The organism is Asticcacaulis sp. (assembly GCF_051954415.1).
GTDB lineage: Bacteria > Pseudomonadota > Alphaproteobacteria > Caulobacterales > Caulobacteraceae > Asticcacaulis.
Map to the genome: position 1 here is coordinate 1 of NZ_JBQCHT010000025.1, position 21,278 is coordinate 21,278.

Genomic DNA, 21,278 nt, shown 5'->3' on the forward strand with positions numbered 1-21,278 from the left:
CCACCAGTTCGAGCAGCTTTTCGATGCTGATACGCTGGTCCGGCTCCTCCGCCAGCTTCACCTCGGCCTGACAGGCGAGCGCCGAAATGCGATAGGCCAGGAAGCCATGCTCACCGGTGACGATATTATCGCCGGCTTCGAGATAGACCTGGTTTAGCAGCGCGAAGACCTCGTCCGAGCCATTGCCGAAGATCAGGCGCTCCGGCTCCAGGCCGTGATATTCGGCAACGGCGGCGCGCAGGGGCGCCGCATGGCCATCAGGGTAGCGGAAGAGCTTTTCCTTCGCCTTTTCATAGGCTTCTATTGCCTTGGCCGAACAGCCCAGCGCATTTTCATTGGAAGACAGCTTGATCGGTTCGGCCACACCCTCGATCTTCGACTTGCCGCCGACATAGGGGGCGATATCCAGTATGCCCGCTTTAGGCGCGGGTGCGGTCTTGGTCATAGTAGAGTCTCTAACTTAAATCCGGGGTGCGGCGCCGATAATGCCCGACAGGCTGCCGAGTGTTTTTGTCGTCAACCGCTCGTCATGTTCCTGCACATAGCCGATGAGGCCGAACAGCTTCAAGCCCTGGGCGGTGCAAAGCCATTCGGCAGCAAAGCCTCGCTGGCCAAGCGCTTCGATGATCTTGTTTTCGTGTTCGGCGGAATCGCTGACCCAGAAGGTCATGTCGTCTCCGGTGGGTTCCGGTGCAATGGCCGCCAGCGCCACGGCGTGCGGCCGGGCTGTAGAGAGTTCGGGGAGCGCGGCGATAATGCGCACCTTCGGCTCCGCCAGCAGGCGCGCCCACCAAGCGCCGCCGCGGGGATCGAGGCTCAGGACGGAGATGTGACGCACATCGCGCGCCGCCTGGATGGCCGCCGTCGCATCGTTGACATAGCCGAAACTGGGCGCAATGCCGAAGCGCTCACGCGCCCACACCAAGACCTCTTTCGAGTGTTCGGCGGTGCTCAGATTCAAATGAAGGCCCCCATTACTGGAGGCCCCCTGAATGCGCAGGTTTTCGGAAATCAGCTCGCGCCAGATGCGCACGACCACGCCATCGCTGGCGGCCTGACGCGGCATGGCCAGCAGCTTGCGGATCAGCATGGCTTCACGATCCGGACGCAGGAGCGACACCTGGGTGTTGGCCGGTTCTTCCTTTGCCTTGGCCTCACCTATGGCCTTACCCAGCGCCGCGCGGGCATCAACAAGACGCAGTAATTCCGCATCCAGGGCGTCAATCTGCGTGCGGAGGTCGGCAAGCGTACTCAATAAACCACATCCTATTAGGCGACAGGAAGCCGGGACTTTAGGCTTCCGCCACCTCTACCACAAGTCTTGTTTGGCAAAATGTCAGTATAAAAGCCTAGTAAGGCAGTATAGGTGCATCTGAAACTTTCAACGGGCCGATATAGGCGCCGCCATCATGAAATTCGACGTTGAATTTTTGCGGCCCCTGCGTCGCCAGGGTCATATTCAGCAAGGGCCTGGCAATCGTCATGTTTTCCTGAGAAATGAGGTTCAGCGCGCCCAGCACGTCGATCGGGTTGAACGTGCCCGACATTTCGATATTCAGCTTGCCCTTGACGTGCCCGGCCGTATCCGGGATCAGAAGGTCACTGCTGGCGCAGACATTGAGATCGCCGGCACTGGCCGCCTTGCAGTCCGTGGTAAAGGTATCGGCCGACAGAGGCGCCAGGCCGCCCTGCACCAGTTTCAGGCGAAAAGCCGAGACCTGCCCGCCCTTCGCCGCCCAGGTACTGGAAACGCCGGTGTCACGCAAAATCGAGACATGGCTGATCGCGCCCTCCACCTGCATCGACAAAGCCTTGCTGGCGCCGAAATCACCGGCCAGGCTCTTCGGCTGCCCCTGCGCGCCGGTGAAATTCAGCATGATATCGGCGCTGTCGGGTACATTGTTGGTCGGGCGCAAATGCGCTTCAAGCGTTTTCGCCGTGGTGAAGGGCAAGGGATAACCGGCATCCGAAGCGGCCAGGATCAGGTCATCGCCTTCAATGGCGACGGTCGGAACCGGTTTCGAGAGGTTGAAGGCGCTGGCCCGCAAGCCGTTGCCCATGACCGAGACCTTGCCGCGATCGATCCCGCCGGTTCGCCCGCGATAGAGGGTCAGGCCTTGCGGCGCCGCAGCCACCCAGTTATCCAGCGCATAGGCATTGGCCTCGGCACGGAGTTCGGGGGCGGAGAAGCCTTTCCCGTTTGGCGAGATGATGTTCAGGCGGTGGAAATCGATGACCATGCGGTACGGAAAACCCGTCACCTGGATGGGGTCAAAACTGGCCTGATAACCGGCGGCAATCAGCGCCTTCTGGTGTTGCAGCACCTGCGTCTGGATGCGCCCGGCGGTATAGAACCAGTAGCCGCTCCATGCCGCGCAGATCAGGGCCAGCAGCAGTACAGGACCGAACAGCCCCCAGCGGCTGGCCTTCTTTTGCGGCTTGGCGGGTAAGGTCAGGTCGTCTGTCACGGTGCGGTCCTCGGATTACCCCGCCTGCCCCATTTATGGGAAAGGTGGCATTGAGCGGAGCGAAACACAGTTCGGCGTAGCCAAATGACGGAAGGGGCAATTCCAAAGACAATAGCCCCTCCCACCATCGCAAGCGATGGTCCCCCCCTCCCCGTAAACGGGGCGGGCGAAGACCGATTGAGCATTAACCAAACACGCCGCCCTGAACAAAGTCAATTCGGATACAAAAACATCTCAATGGCAGCAATCGCCTCGGCCAGGGTGCATCTCTGCACCAGCACGCCTTCCGGCAGGCCGGAAAACAGGCGCGTCGGGGCGGCGGAATCGAGCATGACGAAGACACCCTTGTCGTCCTTGCGACGGATCAGACGGCCGAACGCCTGGGCCAGTTTGGCGCGCGTCAGGGCATCGTCATAGATCTTCTGGCCGAAATGCTGGCGGCGGGCACGGTGCAGTGTATCCGGGCGTGGCCACGGAATGCGGTCAAAGGCAATCAGCCGAAGGGCCTGGCCCGGTACATCGACGCCGTCACGGATGGCATCCGTGCCCAATAGGCAGGAATGATGCTCGGCGCGGAAGACGCTGATCAGGTCAGAGACATCGAGCGGATCGACATGCTGGGCATAAAGCGACAGGCCCTGCTCGCTCAAAGGTTTGTTAATCTGCTCATAGACCGCCTTCAGGCGGCGGATGGCGGTGAAAAGCCCCAGCGCGCCGCCCTTCGCCGCCACGAACAGGGCCTGCATAGCCGCCCCCACCGAGCGCGCGTCCTCGCGGCTGACATCGGTGACGACGAACAGACGCGCCTGTGAGGCATAATCGAACGGCGAGGCGACGCGGATCGCCTTGGCGCCCATGACCAGATGATTGGCGCCGGTGCGCTGACGGGCTAGGGCAAAAATGTCCCGGCTCTCCCCCTCTTCCACCTTAATGCCGTCGCTCAGGGTGGCGGAGGCCACCAGCACACCATGCGCCGGCTTGAGGACATATTCGGCCAGCGGCAGGGACGGATCGACATAATGGCGATTGAGGCAGACATCGACGACCCGGCCGCGGATCACTTCGGTCGAAAACCAGTCGATGGTCTGCGCCCCCTCCGGGGTCGGTTCATCATCCAGCGTCAGTTGCTGCAACAAGGCCCGCCACGCCGGCAGCAGCATCCGCGCCCGGCGCTCCAGCCCGCGCAGCGCACCTTCGATACGGATACGGTCGGCCGGCTCGATATCTTCCTTGCCGCTGCTTAAGCGATCTTCCAGTGCGCGGACCAGGGCCAGCAGGGGCGCCTCGATGGCCGCCAGGGCGCGCGCCGCGGTCTTCGCCGCCAGGGCCACGCCCTCCAGACACGGATGGGCCTCGCATTCGCCGCCCTGATCGGCATCCTGCGAAAAGCGGGAGCGAAGGCGCGCCTCACCCAGTCGGACATCAATCTGCCGGTAGACCTCGACCAGCAGGGCCTCGATCGGCCCCACCGGATCGAGACCGCCGCCATTTTGCGTGCGCACGGTGATGCGTTGCGAAAAACCCTCCGCCGGCAGGACAGCGGCGGCGCGCATCAGTTCCTGCATGGCCTGTTTCGAGGTTTCGTCGCCGGAGAGCAGGTCGCCCAGTCGCGCCTCCAGTCCGCGCCCGCGCCGCGACCGGCCTTCATTGCCGCGTATCCAGCGCCGCAGCTCGAAAGCCTCCAGCCCGGAAAGCCGCGTGGCGAAGGCGCTGTCCGCCGCCTCGAAGACATGGTGGCCTTCGTCGAAGATCAGCCGCGACAGGGCAGGCACCGCCACCTCGTCCTGCATATCCTCGCCGTTCAGTTCGGCTTCCATTTCAGCCCGCGCCGTATCCCGCAGATCATAGGCGGCCTGCGCCATGACGAGGGCGTGATTGGCGATGACCAGGGTGGCCGATTTCGCCTTGCGCACCGACTTTTCGATGAAGCAGACGCGATAATGGGGGCAGGCGGCATAGGTGCATTCGCCGCGCCGATCGACAAGCGCTGAAGGCGTCAGGGTCTGGAAGACATGGGCCGGCGATGAGGGCGGCAAAAGCGACGGCAGCCAGGTCGGGAAATCGCCGCTCATGATGTCGCCGTCGCGGCTATAGAGCACCCAGCGCGCCATCAGCACGGCCATAATGATCTCGGGCTGGCTGTGGGCGCCATTCAGCCTTTCCTGGAAATTGAGCAGGCAGAGATAGTTTTCCCGCCCTTTGCGCACCACCACCTGTTCGGCGCGCTCGTGCGGGCTGTCGAACAGGGCGCGGGTGTCGTTATAGATCTGCTTTTGCAGCGCCTTGGTATAGGTCGAGACCCACACCTGCCCTTGCGCCTTGCGCGCCCAGGCGTGGGCTGGCGCCAGATAGCCCAGCGTCTTGCCGACGCCAGTGCCCGCCTCCGCCAGCAGCATGTTGGGCTGGTCCTTGACGAATTTCGGCGCGAAAATATCCTTGGCCTTCATGGCGAATTCGCGCTGTTCCGGCCGCCGTTCATCGAGCCCGGCGCGGGCCAGATTGGCATCCAGTGCCGCACCGACCTCCTCTTCATTCAGCGAAACGGCGCGCGCCTGGCCTTCCGGCGGCTGATCCTCCCACTCTTCCAGCAGGGTCCAGACATCGAGCGCCGGCGGCGGCACGTAATCGGCCGGTATCTGGCTCTGGTCGAGCACAGCCTGAAGCAGAGGCGCCCACGGCCAGCCCTGCTTTTCCATCAGCCGCACACCCGATTGCGCCACCAGCCGGAAGCCGAGCGGCGTGGTCTTCAGGTCTTCACACAGGCGGGTGACGACATCGAACAACACCTGTGCTTGAGCCTCCGGCGTCTGGGGTTCCGGATAGCCGCAGGCCAGGGCCAGGCCGGCCACGGAGGGCGCGCAAAACTGGGCCGGGCGGACGAAGGCAAACAGTTCCAGGACGTCGAAATGGCGCGCCTCGCGGTGCTGGCGATTACCGAACAGGCGTGTCCGAACCAGGGCGGCATTGGCGACGATCAGGGGCTCACGGCCCCACAGTTCCCGCAGTTCATTGACGGAAAGCGCGCGGGTGTCCTCCCCCGCGATAAAGGCGCGCGTTGACGAATATCCCAACGCTCCTTTCGGCGCGTGGTCACGCCACCAGACCGGCGTCCCGACAGGCGTTTCAGGGGATTTAAGGGTTACGTCTTCACTCACAGACAAAGCTTAACGTGCGCCGGGGACGTGGCCAAGATGAAAAGGAACAAAATGTGAAACAGAATTTTTCTATCCGTAATGCGAAACAACGTCTGAAAATGCGAAGAAAAAGACAGCGTGCCATCCGCATTTTACCGGGAAAAGCGTTTGCCGCCTTTACCCTGTCTCAGGCGCATATTAGGTTTTCGTCAGGGAGGGAACCGAATGAAAAAATTTGCCATATTTGCCGCCGCCGGTCTTTTCGCCGGATGCCTGGTCGTGGGGACCATCGGTGCCGGGTCCGGACCGGCCGCTATTGCCGCCACCTACACCAAGGGCGGCGCCTGCGAAGCGGTCGTGAACACACCCAATGACGGCGTGGTCAAGCAGGCCACCGATCCGCGGCTTCGGGCGCGCGAGGATGTGTTTTTCAACAATGACGATGAACTGACCGCGCTCCTGGAAGACTGCGTCGATATCAATTCGCGCGATTCATCCGGCAATACGCTGCTGCACACCGCGATCGACGGCAACAAGCTTAGCGCGGTCAAGATTTTGCTGGCGCACGGCGCGCGGCTGGATATCAAAAACACATCCGGCAAGACACCTGCGCAATATGCCTATGACAGCACCATGAAGGCTTATCTCGCCAGCCTGCCGCCGCAACCGCCCGCAGCGCCAAAGGCGAAGCCCGCGCCGGTCAGTCCAGCGACCGCCCTGGCATCCAACCAGGGGCCTCATCAGGGCACGGACGAGATGGGATATTGCGAGCGCGCAGCCACCGCAACCACGAATGACGGCCGCACGCCGCAGAACCGCGCACGCCTGCGCGCCCGCGACGCCATATGGTACAATCATCCGGATGAACTGACCGCCTATATCGAGAACTGTGTCGGGGTGAACGACAAGGACAATACCGGCTCGACACTTCTGCACACCGCCGCTGAACGCGACCGGGTGGAAATGGCGAAAATCCTCGTCGCTCATGGCGCCAGCCTTTCAGCCACCGACACCTTCGGCAAGAATCCCGCCAGCTATGCCACATCCCCCGAAATGAAGGCCCTGCTGGGCGCGCCTAAGTCGGTTCAGGCCGCGGGCGATAATCCCAACAAACTGCAATGCGCCCAGAAGCACCAGGCCGACGCCGCCCTGTGTTCGGATACGGCCTGCCGGATGCGCGCCAACAGTCACTGGCAGAAGTGCCTGAAAACAGGCAGTTACTGGTAAAAGAAAGGCCGCGCCTTGGCAGCGCGGCCTTGAAGGATTTATCGCTCAATCGGCTCAGCCGGCCGATTCCGAACCGGCCGTCACCTGGCCGCCGTCGCTTATGGGCGTGAACCGCGCCACCGCATCATCCGCACGGGCGCGCTGCTCGTCGCTCAGTTGCGACCCCAGGTCGGCGGCGTAAGCCTTGGCGCCATCAGCGCCATTATTGGCGGCGATCTTCATCCACTTGTAGGCTTCGCTCGGGTTAAGCGGCACACCCTTGCCGCTCTGGTAGAGCTGGGCGAGATTATACTGGCCGTCGACGACACCGCGTTCGGCGGCCTTGCGGAACCACAGCGCCGCCGTCGGGCGATCCTGGTCGCCGCCTTCACCATTATAGAACATGTAGCCGTATTCGTTCATGGCTTCGGGCACGCCGCCTTCGGCCGCGCGCTTCATCCAGGTGCGCGCCTCGGCCTTGTCGGCGGTGACAAGCGTACCGCCCTTATAGAGGATACCAAGCTGGTATTGGGCCGGTGCATAGCCCTGGTTGGCCACCATCTTCATCAGATCGACCGATTTCGGATCGCGGGCCTGCAAGGCTTGCAGCGCCAGGTCATAGCGCGTTTTCAGTGCCTGCTGGTCCTGGACCGCCGGCGCGCTGACCGTCAGGGCCGACGCCGCGATGGGCGTGGGGGCTTTTTGCTCATTGGCCAGTTTGTTGACGACAACCCAGCCGGCTGTACCGACCGCAACCAGACCCATGGCCACCGAGGACGCCTTGACGGCATTCAGGAAGGTGCTGCCGCCCTTGGCTTTCGCAGCGGCTTCCGGTTTGACGCCCTTGGCCTTTGACGGACCGGCGCGCAGGAGGCCCAGCCCCAGCCCGCCCGACTTGCGGTCCTCATTGCCTTCTATGCTGGCGCGCACCGCCGCCCGTGCCGCCGCCAGGGCGTCACGCGTCGAAACCGAAACCGGCGTCGCATCAAAATCGCTCTCATCCTCATCATCGAACGGATTGCGCGCGGCCTCTGCCGGCACCTCGGCGTGAATCATCGGCTGCTGCGGAATGCTTTCCATATGCACGGCCTGGCGCGGCGCCGTCTTGCGCGACACCTCGATATCGGCAAACGGATCGCTGTCGTCGTCATCTTCAAGAGTCGAAAGCGGCGCCTGAAGCTGCGGCGCGGCTGATGACACTGGGGCCATCAGCGGTTCATTCATCACCAGATCGGCTTCCAGATCCTCTTCCTCAAACGGATCGAAATCAGGCTTGAACTGCGGCTCGCCGAAATCAAGCAGGCGGCCGGTCAGGTCGATAGCTTCCTCTTCGGCTGGTGCCTTGGCCGGTTCCGGGGCCTCCGCCCGCGTATCCTGCGGCGTGGCGGCGAATGGATTGGGCAGGCCGCCGTCCATATCATCATCATGACGGGCGGACGGCTTAGCCGGTTTCGCTTCGGCTTCGGCCAGGAGGCTTTCCGTCTGCACCTTGGCGAGCCGCGAATCGATACGGGCGCGCGTTTCTTCCAGCAGTTTCGCTGTGCGTTCCTCACTGGCGCGAATACGATCGGACAGGTCCGTGCGCTGGCGCTCGAACTGCTCGCCGACCGCACCGACGACTTCCGCGGCGCGGCGTTCGGATTCGGCCATCTTGCCGGTCAGGCGTTCGGAAATGCGTGCGATCTCGCCGCCGAGACGTTCCAGCGCCTGGGCATGGCTGCCTTCAATGCGGTTGAAGCGGCCATCGACCGTATCGGCGATGCGCTGGACATCACGGCTGACGCGGGTCAGGCCGTCATGATTGCTGGTCTCGACCCCCGCCATGCGGCGGTTGAGATTATCGGCAATGCGCAGCACGTCCTGGCCCATGCGCTCAATGGCACCGGCAGAGCGCTTTTCCGACTGCTCGATGCGCTCACCCACAACCTTGACCGCCAGTTCGATCGTTTCCTGCTTGCCCGTCTGCAAGGCGCTGAACAGATCCTGGCGTGATTCCTCGACGCGGCGCGACAGGTCGGCGGCCAGTCCGCTCAGGGACTTCATGGCTTCCGGATCGGTGACATCGCCGCCCGCTTCCACCTGGCTCAGGCGGCCCTCAAGCGCCTTGAACGCCTGTTCGAGCGTGCGAATGGCGCCACTGGTATTGGCTTCGGCGGCATCGAGACGATGCGCCAGTTGCGCCACCACCTTGTCTATCAATCCTTGCGCCGCGCGGTCGGGATCACGCAGTTCCATCTGCGACAGGCGATGCGACAGGCCGACCATATCCTCGCGCACGCCGGTCAGGCTGTCGCGGGTCCGGGCTTCGCCTTCATACAATTGGTTGGCCAGCTTGCCGAGCGTGGCCTCGACGGCGCGGACCGTTTCGTTTACCTGCGGTGAAGCCAGTTCCTTCTCGATTTTCGCAGCCCGTTCCCGCGCTTCACGCACATGACCGGACAAGCCTTCGAGACGCTCGGCCTGGGCGTCGATCAGGCGCTCCGCCTGCTCCAGCCGCTCGGCGAACAGGCCGTGATCCTCCTCGGTGCGCGCCAGTCGTTCAAACGACGACACAACCGCTTCGGACTGCTCTTCGATCCGGCCCTGGACCTCGGCGTGCGCCGCTTCGCTGCGCTCCAGCCGGCTCAAAACCGATTCGACGGCGTGGGAGACGCCGCGCACGGCGCTGGCCGAACGCGCTTCCGAATTTTCCATGCGCGCGCCCAGAGATTCAAGCGCGCGAGCCACCCGACTGAGATCACTGGAAGCGGCCTCGTAACGCGCCTCTTCAGCGGCATAACCGTCATCATAAGCCGGGCGCTCGTCAAAGATCGAACGACGGCGCAAATCACGCGAACTGAGGGGCTGTGCGGCGGATGAATAGGGCGTGGCCAGCTTGCGCGGCGCATCCTTGTGTCTCTGGGCCATGCGCCCTCCCGTTTCGGGTTCGTTATAATTATCACGATAAACAGGGCGCTCAGCACGCGCGCTTTCGCGGCTGATCAATGCCCCGACATCCTCGCCTTCGAGAATCATCTGATTGAGCCATTCGCCGAGAGTCAGGCCGGAGCGGCGCGCCAGATCCTTGGCGACTTCGCGCGCCCTGGCGTCAATACCCTTCACACTCCACGGTGCGTTCGCGCTCATGCGATTCCCCTAACTTCGTCAGGTGGCGAGCGTAGACAACATTATGTGGGGTGTAAACACCTTGTTAACCACTATATATGGCAGGACGTTAATCTTCTGGGGAAAACTGGCAAGACCAGTCACCGAATGCGGGAAATGCCACAGTCAGGCGGAAATGCGCGATAAAATCGCCCCGCGGCCTTGCCCGAAATGCCGTTCCACGACATATGCGACGGATGGAACTGACCTTATCCCTTACCGTGATTCTCACGATTGTCAGCGGGCTTTTTACCGCATTGTTCGGTTATCTCGGCGCCCGGCCGATGGACCCGAACAAGGGCCCGCGCATGGTGCCCTGGCGCTTCCTGATGCTGTTGACCTTTACGGCCGCCCTGCTGCTGGTCGTGCATCTGCTGAACCTGGTCGGCATCCAGACCAAGCCGCCGGAACAGTTCCCGCACCCTTAAATATGGCCGCGATTTTAGCCGCCAGCCTTGAGACGAATAATAGCCGGCAAGCGACGCGGGTACATTTAGTACCCGCTAGCGCAGACTGCGTATTAGTCGGCCAAGGATGGCGCGCTAAAACACCAGGCCAGGATGGCTTTTTGAGCATGTATCCGGTTTTCAGCCTCGTCCCAAATGACCGATTGCGGACCGTCTATGACATCCTCGGTCACTTCCTCGCCGCGGTGGGCCGGCAGGCAGTGCAGGAACAAGGCATTGTCCTTGGCCAGCTTCATCAGGTCGGCATTGACCTGATACGGCTGGAAGGCTTCGAGACGCTCGTCGTGATCGAGATCACCCATGCTGACCCAGGTATCGGCCAGCACGACATCGGCGCCGCGCACCGCTTCTTCCGGATCCTGCGTGACCGTAACGTGGGCGCGCGATTCTGAGGCAAAGACCATGGCGTCCTGGGACGGTTTGTAGGCCGCCGGGCAGGCGATTTTCAGGGTGAAGCCAAAGCGCGCCGCGGCATGGATCAGGCTGTTGCAGACATTGTTGCCATCGCTGATCCAGGCGAGAGTCTTGCCCTCGATGGCGCCGCGATGCTCCTCGATCGTCTGGATATCGGCGATGATCTGGCAGGGATGCGAGGCGTTGGTCAGGCCGTTGATGACCGGCACGGTCGAAGCGGCAGCCAGACGCACCACGTCATCGTGCTCATTGGCGCGGATCATGATGGCATCGACCATGCGCGACAGCACTTTCGCGGTATCCTCGATCGGCTCGCCGCGGCCGAGCTGCATGTCGTTGGAGGTCGAGATGATGGCCTGACCGCCAAGCTGACGGATGGCGGCATCGAACGAAAAGCGCGTGCGCGTCGAGTTCTTCTGGAAGATCATGGCCAGCACGCGATCCCTCGCCGGCACGTCGGCATCCGGCTTGCCCTTGGGCCAGTCGCGGCGCAGGCGCTTGCGGGCGTGGGCGTCATCGACGATGGCGCGCAGCTCTTCGGTGGTCAGGTCGCAGATATCGAGAAAATGCCGGGTCATGGAGGACTCCCTCAAATTTATTTTCTCTTCGCCCGCCCCATTTTATGGGGAGGGGGGACCATCGCTTGCGATGGTGGGAGGGGCTAAGGACGATGGAATTGCCCCTTCCGTCACGACGCAAGCGCCGTGCCACCTTCCCCATGAATGGGGCAGGCGAAGATATGGATTATGCGGTTTCTTTTGCCTTTTCGCGGGCGGCGACAAACGTCTTTTCCAGACGCTCCAGCGCCTCGCGGGCATCGGCCTCGGTAAGGTTCAGCGCCGGCAGCATACGGATGCAGTTTTCACCGCCGCCGGCCACCAGCAGGCCGTTATCCCGCGCCAGGGCCATCATTTCGCGGTTGTTCGGCTTCAGCTTGATGCCGATCAGAAGCCCCTTGCCACGCACATCCGCGATCATGTCCGGATAGGTCTGCTTCAGTCCCTCAAGCTGCTGCTTGAGATAGCCCGATACCTTGACGACGTTTTCCAGCAGTTCCGGTTTCGAGATTTCACCGAAAGCCGCGAGACCGACCGCCATAGCGAGCGGATTGCCGCCAAAGGTCGAGCCGTGCGAACCGACCACCATGCCGGACGCCGCCTCACGCGTGGCGAGGCAGGCGCCGATCGGGAAACCGCCGCCGAGCGCCTTGGCGATACACATGACATCGGGCGTGACGCCGGAATGTTCATAGGCCCACAGCTTGCCGCTCCGACCCATGCCGCACTGGATTTCATCGAAGATCAGCAGCAGACCGTTTTGATCGCACAGATCGCGTAACATTTGCAGTTCGGCGTCGGTCAGGGCGCGCGCGCCGCCCTCGCCCTGAACCGGCTCGACCAGGATGGCCGCGGCCGTCGGCGCTTCGGCGGCCGTGCGCAGCGCGTCATGATCATCGAGCGACACATTGACGAAGCCCGGCAGGCGCGGACCGAAACCTTCCAGATAGGTCTGGTTTCCGGCAGCGGTCACGGCGGCGTAGGTGCGGCCGTGGAAGGCGCCCTGGAAGCCGATGATATCGATGCGCTCGTCGTGGCCTTTCGAGGCATGGTACTTGCGCGCCAGCTTCAGGGCGCATTCAACCGCCTCGGTGCCGGAATTGGTGAAGAACACCTGATCGGCAAAAGACGACGCGCACAGCTTGCCGGCCAGTTCGTCCTGGCCGGGAATGCGGAAGATATTGGAGACGTGCCACAGCTTCTGCGCCTGCGTATTCAGGGCATCGATCAGGACCGGATTGGCGTGGCCCAGGCCATTGACGGCTATGCCCTGCACGAAATCGAGATATTCGCGGCCTGATCGGTCATACAGTCGGCTGCCTTCACCGCGTTCCACCTCGATAGGCGCCCGCGCATACACACCGAACAAATGATCTTCCGACTGAGCCATGGCAATACCCCAAAAACGGCGAAAACCCTGCGTACCTCACGCAAGGGAAAGAAGGCGTCTAAGCTGTTGGGGGCTTAGGCGGGCCTTTTGTCGAATAATCACCGTAATGTCAACGATATTCACAGGGCGTGGTGGGGCGTTCGTTCACCCCGCCACCACCGGCCTGGTCACGGAATCAAGCCGCGTCACCGAGTATCCGTTTCGCCGCAATTGCGCCACAAGCCCATCCGGGCCGATCAGGTGCGCGGCGCCCACCGTAACGAAGGTTGTCCCTTTTTCATTCAGCGCCTTTTCGATGGTCGGCAGCCAGGCCTGGTTGCGCTTCACGATCAGGGCGTCATAGCCCGCCGGATCGGCCTCGGCCAGCAGGGCAAGGGTGTCGGTCAGGGATTTCTGGTCGCCGGTGCGCCAGGCTTCGACCGGCAGCACAAAACCATCATCCGTCACACCCTCGGCGGTGACGCGTCCGGCTTCGGATGCGCCTTTATCAAGCCCCACCGTCATCTTTCGCATGGCGTCCGCACGGTGATAAAGCGCGGCATCCGGACGCAGCGTCACCACATCGGCCGGCAGGACATCGGGATAGGCGCCGACCTCGAACAGGGTGGTATCGGCATTATCGAAGGCCGTGAACAGGCGCCGGTCCATCCAGCCGGATGCGATATCACCCCCGCTGCTGAATCCGCCGAACAGATAGACCGTGGACTCACCGGCCTTCATGACCCACAGCAAGGGCGATCCCGTGGGGCCGGCCCCGGCCTCGGCGGTATCCGGATCGGCGGCCGGCGTAAAGGCCACGGTGACCGCGTCGGGATTGTGCGAGCGGTGCCACCACATGCCGAGCGGCGGCACGACGATGGCGATACCCATGGCCGCGCCCATGATGATTCCGGCTTCCACCAGCCAGCGGGTTGACCGCTTTCTCTTTTTGAAAAAGACACCGTCCGCGTAATTGACCGCCCGCATTTCCGACCTCCGGTTATATATTTCGGAGGCACCCCTGCAAGCCTTGGGCCAGCCTTAAGATTGCATTAAGGATCAGATCGGGACAGGCATTATTGCACGCGCTCCGCCTGAATACCGTGCTGTTTCAACATGGCGATCACGCTGTCCGGCCCGACCAGATGACCGGCGCCGACCGTGATGAAAACCGTGCCTTTTCCCGCCAGTATCTGCTCGATTTGCGGCTCCCAGGCGGCGTTGCGCTCGACGATCAGGCGCTGGTAGCTCTTCGGGTCTTCGGCCTGCATCTTGTCGATCATCAGGCGGGTCAAGGCTTCGGTATCGCCCTGCTTCCAGGCATTAAAAAGATCGCCGAGATCCTGCGGCATGGTCTCTATATCGGTCAGTGTGGCGCGGAGTGCGGTCAGCTCATCAGCCTCGGTTTCCGGCACCAGCGCCTGCATTTGCGAATCCATCGTCTCGAAACCATGAACAGCTTTTCCGGCCTCACGCGCCCGCTTCATCAAGGTCACATCGACGCCGGTATCGGTGGCATAGCCAAGCTGATTGACCTCCTGCATGGTGATGATCAGGCCGACGGCCCACTTGCGCATGGCTTTCAGCGCCGCGGCGTTCAGCCCCATCGGCTTCAATAACGCATCTACGCGCGCCAGCTCTTCCGTCGTGAGGCCGCTGCTCATGTCGCCCTGGGGATCGAACATGTATTTCTGCGCGATCGCACCGGCGGTCGCCTTGTTGTCGAGGTCGGGAATCTCGAACCACACATCCTGGGCGCTGTCGAAGCGGTTCTGGATTGCCGGCGTCAACCAGGGCGTCTCCGGGGTCATGACGTGGATCGACCCCAGCAGATAGATGGTCGAATCCGCGTCCCTGATCACCCACATGGCGGGCTTGACCTGAGTGGCCGGTGCTTCCGCATGGGTCATCGGCGCGAAAGCGCAGCCAAGGAGAGCGGTGACCGCCAGCAGGCCGGTTTTCAATCTGGAAAGCATGAATCCCCCAAGCGCCTCAAACGGGCATAAATATATCTTCTATCCGCAAGGCGAACAGGTCTGCAATTTTAAAAGCCAGCGGCAGGGACGGATCGTACTTTTCCGTCTCGATGGCGTTGATGGTCTGGCGTGATACAGCCAGCCGATCGGCCAGGTCGGCCTGCGACCAGTTGCGTTCGGCGCGCAGGATTTTCAGGCGGTTTTTCATCAGCGATATTTCAGCCAGGCATTGACCTGCCCGATCAGCAGGCCCAGCACGAACGGCGCCATGCCGGATACGCGCCCGATCAGGAAGCCGTCGTTTGCACCATCCATGCTGGCGATAAACTGGCGATAGAGGTCCGGCAGAAAAATCGGAAACAGGCCGGTGATCAGGAACAGCACGAAGCCGATGACAAATCCGCTCTGCGCGGCATAGCGCTTCTTGGCAATGCTGAATTCATCGGTCGTGGCTGCCTTCAGTTTGCGCACATAAAGGATCAGCATGATCAGGACCGGCAGGGCGCAGATATCTATGATGAGGCCATAAAGCGGAAACGATGCTTCCCGACTCCAGCTCAAATTGAACCCGCCCAGCAGCCCACCGATCAATGCCGCCACGGCCACCCCGCCGGCAAATTTCCATTTCGATCCCGTCATGACCAACCTCCCGATAAATGACAAGGACGCTTTACATGTTTGATTTCGACATGTCAAGCATACTTGTCATTACATCAAGAGACCTTGTCATCAAGACCCATGCCTTAAAGACCGTTAAGCCTGATGCCACACCTGAAATTTACCCTTTTGTGGCAATGTTCGCCTGGCATGAACCTTGCCGTTCACGGCTTTCCGATCTTCTTTCAAGTCCCAAGGCGTCCATTTCCTCCATGCCCGACAGCAGCCCGCACGCCTTTACATCCCGGAATGCCGAGAGCGATCTGGCGCGAGTCTGCGTCATCATCCCGACCTTCCGCCGGCCGCAGGGACTGGAGACGGCGATGCGCTCGATCCGTGCCCAGGCGGACGCGCCGCCGCTCAGCCTGATCGTCTGCGACAACAGCCCGGAAGCCTCGGCGCGTGCCTTGGTCGAAGGGTTTGAGGCGCCCTTCCCGGTCACCTATATCCACGAGCCGAAAACCGGCGTCGCCAATGCCCGCAACAGCGCCGTGGCCGTCTGTGACAGCGACTTCATCGCCTTTCTCGATGACGATGAGGAAGCACCGGCAGACTGGCTGAACCGCCTGATGGCGGCGCAAAGGCAATTCGATGCCGATGTCGTTTTCGGCCCGGTCACCGCGCGCATTCCGGAAGCCACACGCCACAATCGTCCCTATTACGAGCACTTCTTCTCGCGCTTCGGACCGGCGCAATCGGAAATCCTGCCGCACTATTATGGCTGCGGTAATTCCCTGCTGAAGAGCGCCGCGCTCACCTCGAAAACGCCTTTCAGCACCCTGCAGAATGAAATGGGCGGCGAGGACGATATCCTCTTCACCGCCATGAAGGCGGAGGGCCGGATCATGGCCTGGGCCGCCGATGCGCCTGTTTTTGAAGATGTGCCGCCCACGCGCGCCACGCTGGCCTACACGCTGAAACGCGGCTTCGCCTACGGCCAGGGCCCCAGCCATTCGAGCGGCGTCAATGGCCGGCTCCTCGCCTGCGCCGGCTGGATGGCACAGGGCCTGGTTCAGGCCGGGCTGTTCGGCGTGGCCAGCCTTGTTCTCTTCGCCATCCGCCATCCGCGCCGGGCGTTCGTGCTCGACAAGGCGGCGCGTGGCCTCGGCAAGACCCTGTGGTTTGCGCCATTCAAGATGAAATTCTACGGGCAGACTCTTCTCAAAAAAGACGAAAAGACAAAGACATGACCCTGATCAACTGGACACCGGAAACACAGCGCGCCTTCACGAAGGAAAACCTGCTCTTCACGCACAGCATCGCCGACAGCGAGTTGTTCAGTGAGGAGGCGCTGATCGCCCTGATCGACCGCTATCCGCGTGACAGCGTCGAGGTCTTCACCATGGGCTATGACCCGGCGGTTTTCGGCGAGTGGTATCTCGGTCGTAAGACGGCGCTGCGCCGCCTGTTCAGCCTCAATCCGAGCCTGGCCAGATCGCCGAAGCTACTTGAGCCGTTCAAGATCGTCTTCGCCCGCGCCTACAAGCTGCTGAGCGGCGGCTTCAAGGGCCACAAAAGCCCGCTGACACCGGCCTTTTCGCTCGATCCGCAGCAACCCGGCACAATCATCTATGACGACGGCATCACGCCATTTGCCTCGCCCGTTACCAGCCGGAAGCGCGAAAAAGTCGCCTGATATTTTGTTCTTGATTTGTTCTTATTTCGGCGTAGGGTGCGGCTATGCCCGCGCCTCCACCAGATACACGCACAAAAAGTGACGACGCCCTGCCCGACCTGCCGCGCAAAGGGCGCGGCTCGGTATCCAACCGGCCGAGCCACCGCTTCGGCGTGGCTGATCGTTACGAGATCGATGACGGCTGGAGCGATCATGACCGCGAGGAGTGGGTGAAGGCCCGGCGGAAGACAATCCTGGGCATCGATACCGTCCGCCGTATTATCAGCCGCAACAGCTCACCCGATATCCATTTTGATCGCTCGATAAACCCTTACAAGGGCTGCGAACACGGCTGCATCTACTGCTTCGCGCGCCCGACACATGCCTATCTCGACCTGTCGCCTGGCATGGATTTCGAGACGCGCATCTTTCGCAAACCCGATGCCGCCCAGGCCCTGCGGCGCGAACTGTCGGCACGGAACTATACCCCTGCGCCCATTGCGCTCGGCATCAATACCGACGCCTATCAGCCGACGGAAAAATCGGAGAGACTGACGCGCGGTATTCTGGAGGTGCTGCATGAATTCCGCCATCCGGTCCATATTGTCACCAAATCTGCCCTGATCCAGCGCGATATCGATATCCTGGCCGCGATGGCAGATCTCAACCTCTTCAAGGCCACCCTGTCGATCACCACGCTTGACCGCGACCTGGCGCGCCTCATGGAACCGCGCGCCGCCACACCTTCACGCAGGCTCGATACGGTCCGCGCCCTGACCGATTCCGGCATCCCGACCAGCGTTCTGATGGCGCCGGTCATTCCCGGCCTCACCGACCACGAGATCGAAAAAGTCATGGAAGCCGCCGCCCATGCCGGCGCCACGCGAGCCGGCGGCACGCTCATCCGCCTGCCGCATGAGATCAAAGGGTTATTCGAGGAATGGCTGCGCACTCATTTCCCAGATCGCGCCGACAAGGTGCTCAATCACATCCGCGAATGCCGGGGCGGCAAGCTTTACAATGCCGAATTCGGCAGCCGGATGCGTGGCGAAGGCGCCTATGCCGACCTGATCCAGAACCGCCTGGAGAAGGCCATCAGGCGGTATGGACTGGATAAGCCCGGCCGGCCGCTTGACAGCAGCCAGTTTCGCGGCGGCGATCCGCAAATGCGTTTGTTTTAGAAAGACAGCGAATGAACGACGACCGCACGAAAACAATCTCCCGCCGGACCCCGGAATCGGCGGCCATGGTTGCCAGCGTCAAACGCGCGATGGCGATGACCGCTGCCCTTAATCGCCTGACCTATGACGATACAGCACAGATACGCGCCCTATTCAGCGAACTGATCGGTGCGCCTCTGGACGATGGTTTCTCGCTGATCCCGCCATTCTATACCACCGGCGGCGACAATCTCCGCATCGGTCGAAATGTCTTCATAAACCAGAACTGCACGATCTATGATCTCGGCGGCATCGATATCGGCGATGAGGTGATGATCGGGCCAAATGTCAGCCTGATCACCTCAAGCCATCCGATCGAGCCATTCCGGCGGCGTGATGCGGTCATCGCAAAACCGATCGTGATCGGCAAAAATGTCTGGATCGCCGCCAATGTGACGGTTATCGGCGGCGTGACCATAGGCGAAAATTCTGTGATTGCCGCCGGTTCCGTTGTCACCAGGGACGTGCCCGCCAATATGCTGGTGGCCGGCAATCCGGCGCGGGTCATCCGCTCGATCGCCGAATGACGGTTGCATGAGTGATTCCGCCGGCCCATAGTTGCCGGGGCGAAACCAGGGATTACCGGATTGACCAAAGCCGAACGCACCCCAGAAATGACCCGGCGTATCCTGCCCTGGCTGGTCGCCGTCGCCTTTTTCATGGAGGCGCTCGATACCACCATCCTCAATACCGGCGTCCCGGTCATCGCCAAGGCGCTGGCGGTTACACCGCTCAGCATGAAGGCCGTGCTGTCGAGCTATACGCTCAGCCTTGCCGTCTTCATTCCGATCAGCGGCTGGATGGCCGATCGTTTCGGCACGCGCACCGTGTTTGCCGCCGCCATCGGTCTGTTTACGCTCGGTTCGCTGCTGTGCGGTCTGTCGACCAATATCCATATGCTGGTGGCCTGTCGCGTCCTGCAGGGCATGGGCGGCGCCATGATGACGCCGGTAGGGCGGCTGGTCATGGTCCGCACTTTTGAGCGCACGGACCTGGTCCGGGCCATGAGCTTCGTCGCCGTGCCGGTGCTGATCGCGCCGATGCTGGGCCCCCTGGTCGGCGGCCTGATCGTCGATTACCTGCACTGGCGGGTGATCTTCTTCGTCAATGTGCCGGTTGGCCTGATCGGCATGGCTATGGTCTGGCTCAAAATGCCCGATTATCGCGGTGCGGCGCGGCCGCTTGATTTCCTCGGCCTGATCCTGTTCAGTTCCGGTATTGCGCTGCTTTCCTATGTGCTGGAGGTTTTCGGCGAACACCGGCTGGGCATTGGCGGCATACTGGGCCTGCTGGCCATCTCCCTGCTGCTGATCCTGGGCTACGGCCTGCACGCAGCGAAAACGGCCTTTCCCTTGCTGAACCTGACGCTGTTTCGCCTGCGCACCTTCGCCGCGGCGGTCAGCGGCAGTTTCATCACCCGCCTCGGAATCGGCGGAGCGCCCTTCCTGCTGCCCATGCTTTACCAGATCGGCCTGGGCCTGACACCGGTGCAATCGGGGCTTTTGATCATGCCGCAGGCCCTGGCCTCGATGACCACAAAGACCCTGCTGCCGCGTATCCTGGAGCGCTTTGGCTACCGCAGCATACTGGTTTTCAATACCCTGGCCCTCGGCGTCATGCTGATGCTGTTCGGCACGGTCGGCGGCAGCACGCCGATCTGGGTTATTGTCCTTCAGGCACTGATTTACGGTGTGCTGACCTCGCTCCAATTCACCAGCATGAATACGCTGGTCTATGCCGATGTGCCGCGTGACCAGTCGAGCGGCGCCAGCACCATAGCCAGCACACTCCAGCAATTGTCGGTATCGTTCGGCGTGGCGGCAGCGGGCCTGACCACGCTCTTCTTCCTGCCAGCCGACGCCATCAGCAATCCGGCGCTCATGATTGACGGCCTGCACAAGGCGTTCTTTGTGCTGGGCGGCTTTACCCTGGTCTCCGCCCTGATCTTCAGCCGCCTCAAACGCGGCGACGGCGGCAGCGAGTCAGGGGAAAAAGACCTGCACCTCGATGAGGCGAAAGGATAAATCTATCGCTTCACGTCGAAGCCGTCGTCGCTCAGGAAGGCGTCGAGATCGGCCGGCGTGGCCAGGCTGGCATCACCCGGCTGGGCGTGTTTCAGGCAGGCGCAGGCTATACCGTAATCGAGCGCCTTTTCATCATCGGCGTCAGTCAGCAGGCCGTGCATGACGCCGGCGGCGAAGGCATCGCCGCCGCCGATTCGGTCGATGATGCGCTCGATATTGTGCGTATCGGTTTCCAGAGACTGGTCACGCGTATACATCAGACCCGTCAGGCGATTATGATCGACATTGACCTGTTCGCGCCGCGTGCAGACCAGGCGTTGCAGATGCGGGAAGGTGGCGAAGGCATGGTCCGCCGCCGCGCGCTCGTCATTGAAACGCTGCCCCGATACCAGTTCGATATCGCGGTAACCGCCGAAGATCAGGTCAGCTTCAGTCATCAGTTGCGTTATGTAGGCAGGGGCGTCGGCGCTCCATTCGGCCCACAGCTTGGGGCGGTAATTGCAGTCGAACGACACCTTCACGCCAGCCTTGCGCGCCGCTTTCATGGCGGTGAGCGCTGCCGTCACGCAGTTCTCGCCGAGCGCCGCCGTGACACCGGAGACATGCAGCCAGCCGGCGCCCTTCAACAGCTTCGGCCAGTCGAGCGCGCTGAAATCGGCCAGGGCGAAGGCCGAACCGGCGCGATCATAGACAATATCCGACGGGCGATGAATGGCACCCGGCGTCAGGAAATAGAGACCCATGCGCTGCGGAGCCTTGGTTACGGCAGAGGTATCGACCCCCCAGCGGCGCAGTTCATTGACCGCCGCCACGCCCAGGGCATTATCGGCCACCACGCTGACCATGCGCGTCTCGTGGCCCAGGCGCGCCAGCCCGACCGCCACATTGGCCTCCGCCCCGCCCACGACCGGCTGCAGGGGCGACAGGCTCTCCAGCAGATGACCACCGGTGACGGTCAGGCGGATCAGCAGTTCGCCGAAACAGACGAAGGGGGCGGTCGATGGCATTGGGTCGCTTCCTGTGTGTC

At 62.0% G+C, this 21,278-nt stretch carries 18 protein-coding genes and 1 pseudogene; 7 read left to right on the forward strand and 12 right to left on the reverse strand.

The features are described 5' to 3' along the window. From ACTHND_RS08485 to ACTHND_RS08500, 4 genes are all read right to left on the reverse strand, one after another. Positions 1-445 (reverse strand): aminotransferase class I/II-fold pyridoxal phosphate-dependent enzyme (locus ACTHND_RS08485; protein WP_440177510.1); only part of this gene is annotated, 445 nt, incomplete at its 3' end. Between the two features lie 15 nt (positions 446-460). Further along, a complete protein-coding gene (locus tag ACTHND_RS08490; protein WP_440177511.1) occupies positions 461-1,255 on the reverse strand; it encodes a chorismate mutase in 795 nt (264 codons plus the stop codon). Positions 1,256-1,349: 94 nt separating this feature from the next. Then, positions 1,350-2,468 (reverse strand): DUF2125 domain-containing protein, encoded by a 1,119-nt coding sequence (locus ACTHND_RS08495; protein WP_440177512.1) that lies wholly within the window; start codon positions 2,466-2,468, stop codon positions 1,350-1,352. Positions 2,469-2,680: 212 nt separating this feature from the next. Next, positions 2,681-5,623 carry an ATP-dependent DNA helicase gene (locus ACTHND_RS08500; RefSeq protein WP_440177513.1) on the reverse strand — a complete coding sequence of 981 codons (2,943 nt, stop codon included), beginning with the start codon at positions 5,621-5,623 and terminating at the stop codon, positions 2,681-2,683. Positions 5,624-5,827: 204 nt separating this feature from the next. On the opposite strand from ACTHND_RS08500, the gene ACTHND_RS08505 reads away from it, so the two are divergent. Then, positions 5,828-6,829 (forward strand): ankyrin repeat domain-containing protein, encoded by a 1,002-nt coding sequence (locus ACTHND_RS08505; RefSeq protein ID WP_440177514.1) that lies wholly within the window; start codon positions 5,828-5,830, stop codon positions 6,827-6,829. 210 nt (positions 6,830-7,039) lie between these two features. On the opposite strand, the pseudogene ACTHND_RS08510 reads toward ACTHND_RS08505, so the two are convergent. Further along, positions 7,040-9,934 (reverse strand): annotated as a pseudogene (locus tag ACTHND_RS08510) (hypothetical protein); the annotation flags it as partial. Between the two features lie 215 nt (positions 9,935-10,149). On the opposite strand from ACTHND_RS08510, the gene ACTHND_RS08515 reads away from it, so the two are divergent. After that, positions 10,150-10,380: a hypothetical protein gene (locus tag ACTHND_RS08515; RefSeq protein WP_369682504.1), complete on the forward strand. Its 231-nt coding sequence runs from the start codon at positions 10,150-10,152 to the stop codon at positions 10,378-10,380. A gap of 92 nt (positions 10,381-10,472) precedes the next feature. On the opposite strand, the gene argF is transcribed toward ACTHND_RS08515, so the two are convergent. The 6 genes from argF to ACTHND_RS08545 form a co-directional block, all read right to left on the reverse strand. Further along, positions 10,473-11,411 (reverse strand): ornithine carbamoyltransferase, encoded by a 939-nt coding sequence (gene argF / locus ACTHND_RS08520; RefSeq protein ID WP_440177515.1) that lies wholly within the window; start codon positions 11,409-11,411, stop codon positions 10,473-10,475. Between the two features lie 166 nt (positions 11,412-11,577). Beyond that, entirely contained in the window at positions 11,578-12,780 is a 1,203-nt protein-coding gene (locus ACTHND_RS08525; protein ID WP_440177516.1) for an aspartate aminotransferase family protein, read from the reverse strand. Between the two features lie 144 nt (positions 12,781-12,924). Then, positions 12,925-13,746, reverse strand: a complete 822-nt coding sequence (locus tag ACTHND_RS08530) for a TraB/GumN family protein (protein WP_440177517.1) — start codon at positions 13,744-13,746, stop codon at positions 12,925-12,927. Positions 13,747-13,835: 89 nt separating this feature from the next. Beyond that, entirely contained in the window at positions 13,836-14,735 is a 900-nt protein-coding gene (locus tag ACTHND_RS08535) for a TraB/GumN family protein (protein WP_440177518.1), read from the reverse strand. Between the two features lie 16 nt (positions 14,736-14,751). Beyond that, on the reverse strand, positions 14,752-14,943 hold the full coding sequence (locus tag ACTHND_RS08540; protein ID WP_440177519.1) for a helix-turn-helix transcriptional regulator: 192 nt from the start codon (positions 14,941-14,943) through the stop codon (positions 14,752-14,754). Further along, positions 14,943-15,374: a hypothetical protein gene (locus ACTHND_RS08545; protein ID WP_440177520.1), complete on the reverse strand. Its 432-nt coding sequence runs from the start codon at positions 15,372-15,374 to the stop codon at positions 14,943-14,945. Before ACTHND_RS08545 ends, ACTHND_RS08540 begins: the two co-directional genes overlap by 1 nt. A 230-nt stretch (positions 15,375-15,604) precedes the next feature. Between ACTHND_RS08545 and ACTHND_RS08550 the strand changes: the two genes are divergently transcribed. The 5 genes from ACTHND_RS08550 to ACTHND_RS08570 are packed head-to-tail and all read left to right on the forward strand — an operon-like array spanning position 15,605 to position 20,251. Further along, positions 15,605-16,582 carry a glycosyltransferase family 2 protein gene (locus tag ACTHND_RS08550; RefSeq protein WP_440177521.1) on the forward strand — a complete coding sequence of 326 codons (978 nt, stop codon included), beginning with the start codon at positions 15,605-15,607 and terminating at the stop codon, positions 16,580-16,582. Next, the gene (locus ACTHND_RS08555) at positions 16,579-17,028 is read left to right on the forward strand and encodes a hypothetical protein (RefSeq protein WP_440177522.1); all 450 of its coding nucleotides are present in this window, start codon (positions 16,579-16,581) and stop codon (positions 17,026-17,028) included. Before ACTHND_RS08550 ends, ACTHND_RS08555 begins: the two co-directional genes overlap by 4 nt. A 44-nt stretch (positions 17,029-17,072) precedes the next feature. Next, complete coding sequence (locus ACTHND_RS08560) at positions 17,073-18,188, forward strand: PA0069 family radical SAM protein (protein WP_440177523.1); 1,116 nt, start codon at positions 17,073-17,075, stop codon at positions 18,186-18,188. Positions 18,189-18,199: 11 nt separating this feature from the next. Next, positions 18,200-18,754 (forward strand): sugar O-acetyltransferase, encoded by a 555-nt coding sequence (locus ACTHND_RS08565; RefSeq protein ID WP_440177524.1) that lies wholly within the window; start codon positions 18,200-18,202, stop codon positions 18,752-18,754. Between the two features lie 60 nt (positions 18,755-18,814). Beyond that, a complete protein-coding gene (locus ACTHND_RS08570; RefSeq protein WP_440177525.1) occupies positions 18,815-20,251 on the forward strand; it encodes a DHA2 family efflux MFS transporter permease subunit in 1,437 nt (478 codons plus the stop codon). Positions 20,252-20,253: 2 nt separating this feature from the next. Here ACTHND_RS08570 and ACTHND_RS08575 read toward each other — a convergent pair whose 3' ends face one another. After that, positions 20,254-21,258 carry a PfkB family carbohydrate kinase gene (locus ACTHND_RS08575; RefSeq protein ID WP_440177526.1) on the reverse strand — a complete coding sequence of 335 codons (1,005 nt, stop codon included), beginning with the start codon at positions 21,256-21,258 and terminating at the stop codon, positions 20,254-20,256. Between the last annotated feature and the right edge of the window lie 20 nt (positions 21,259-21,278).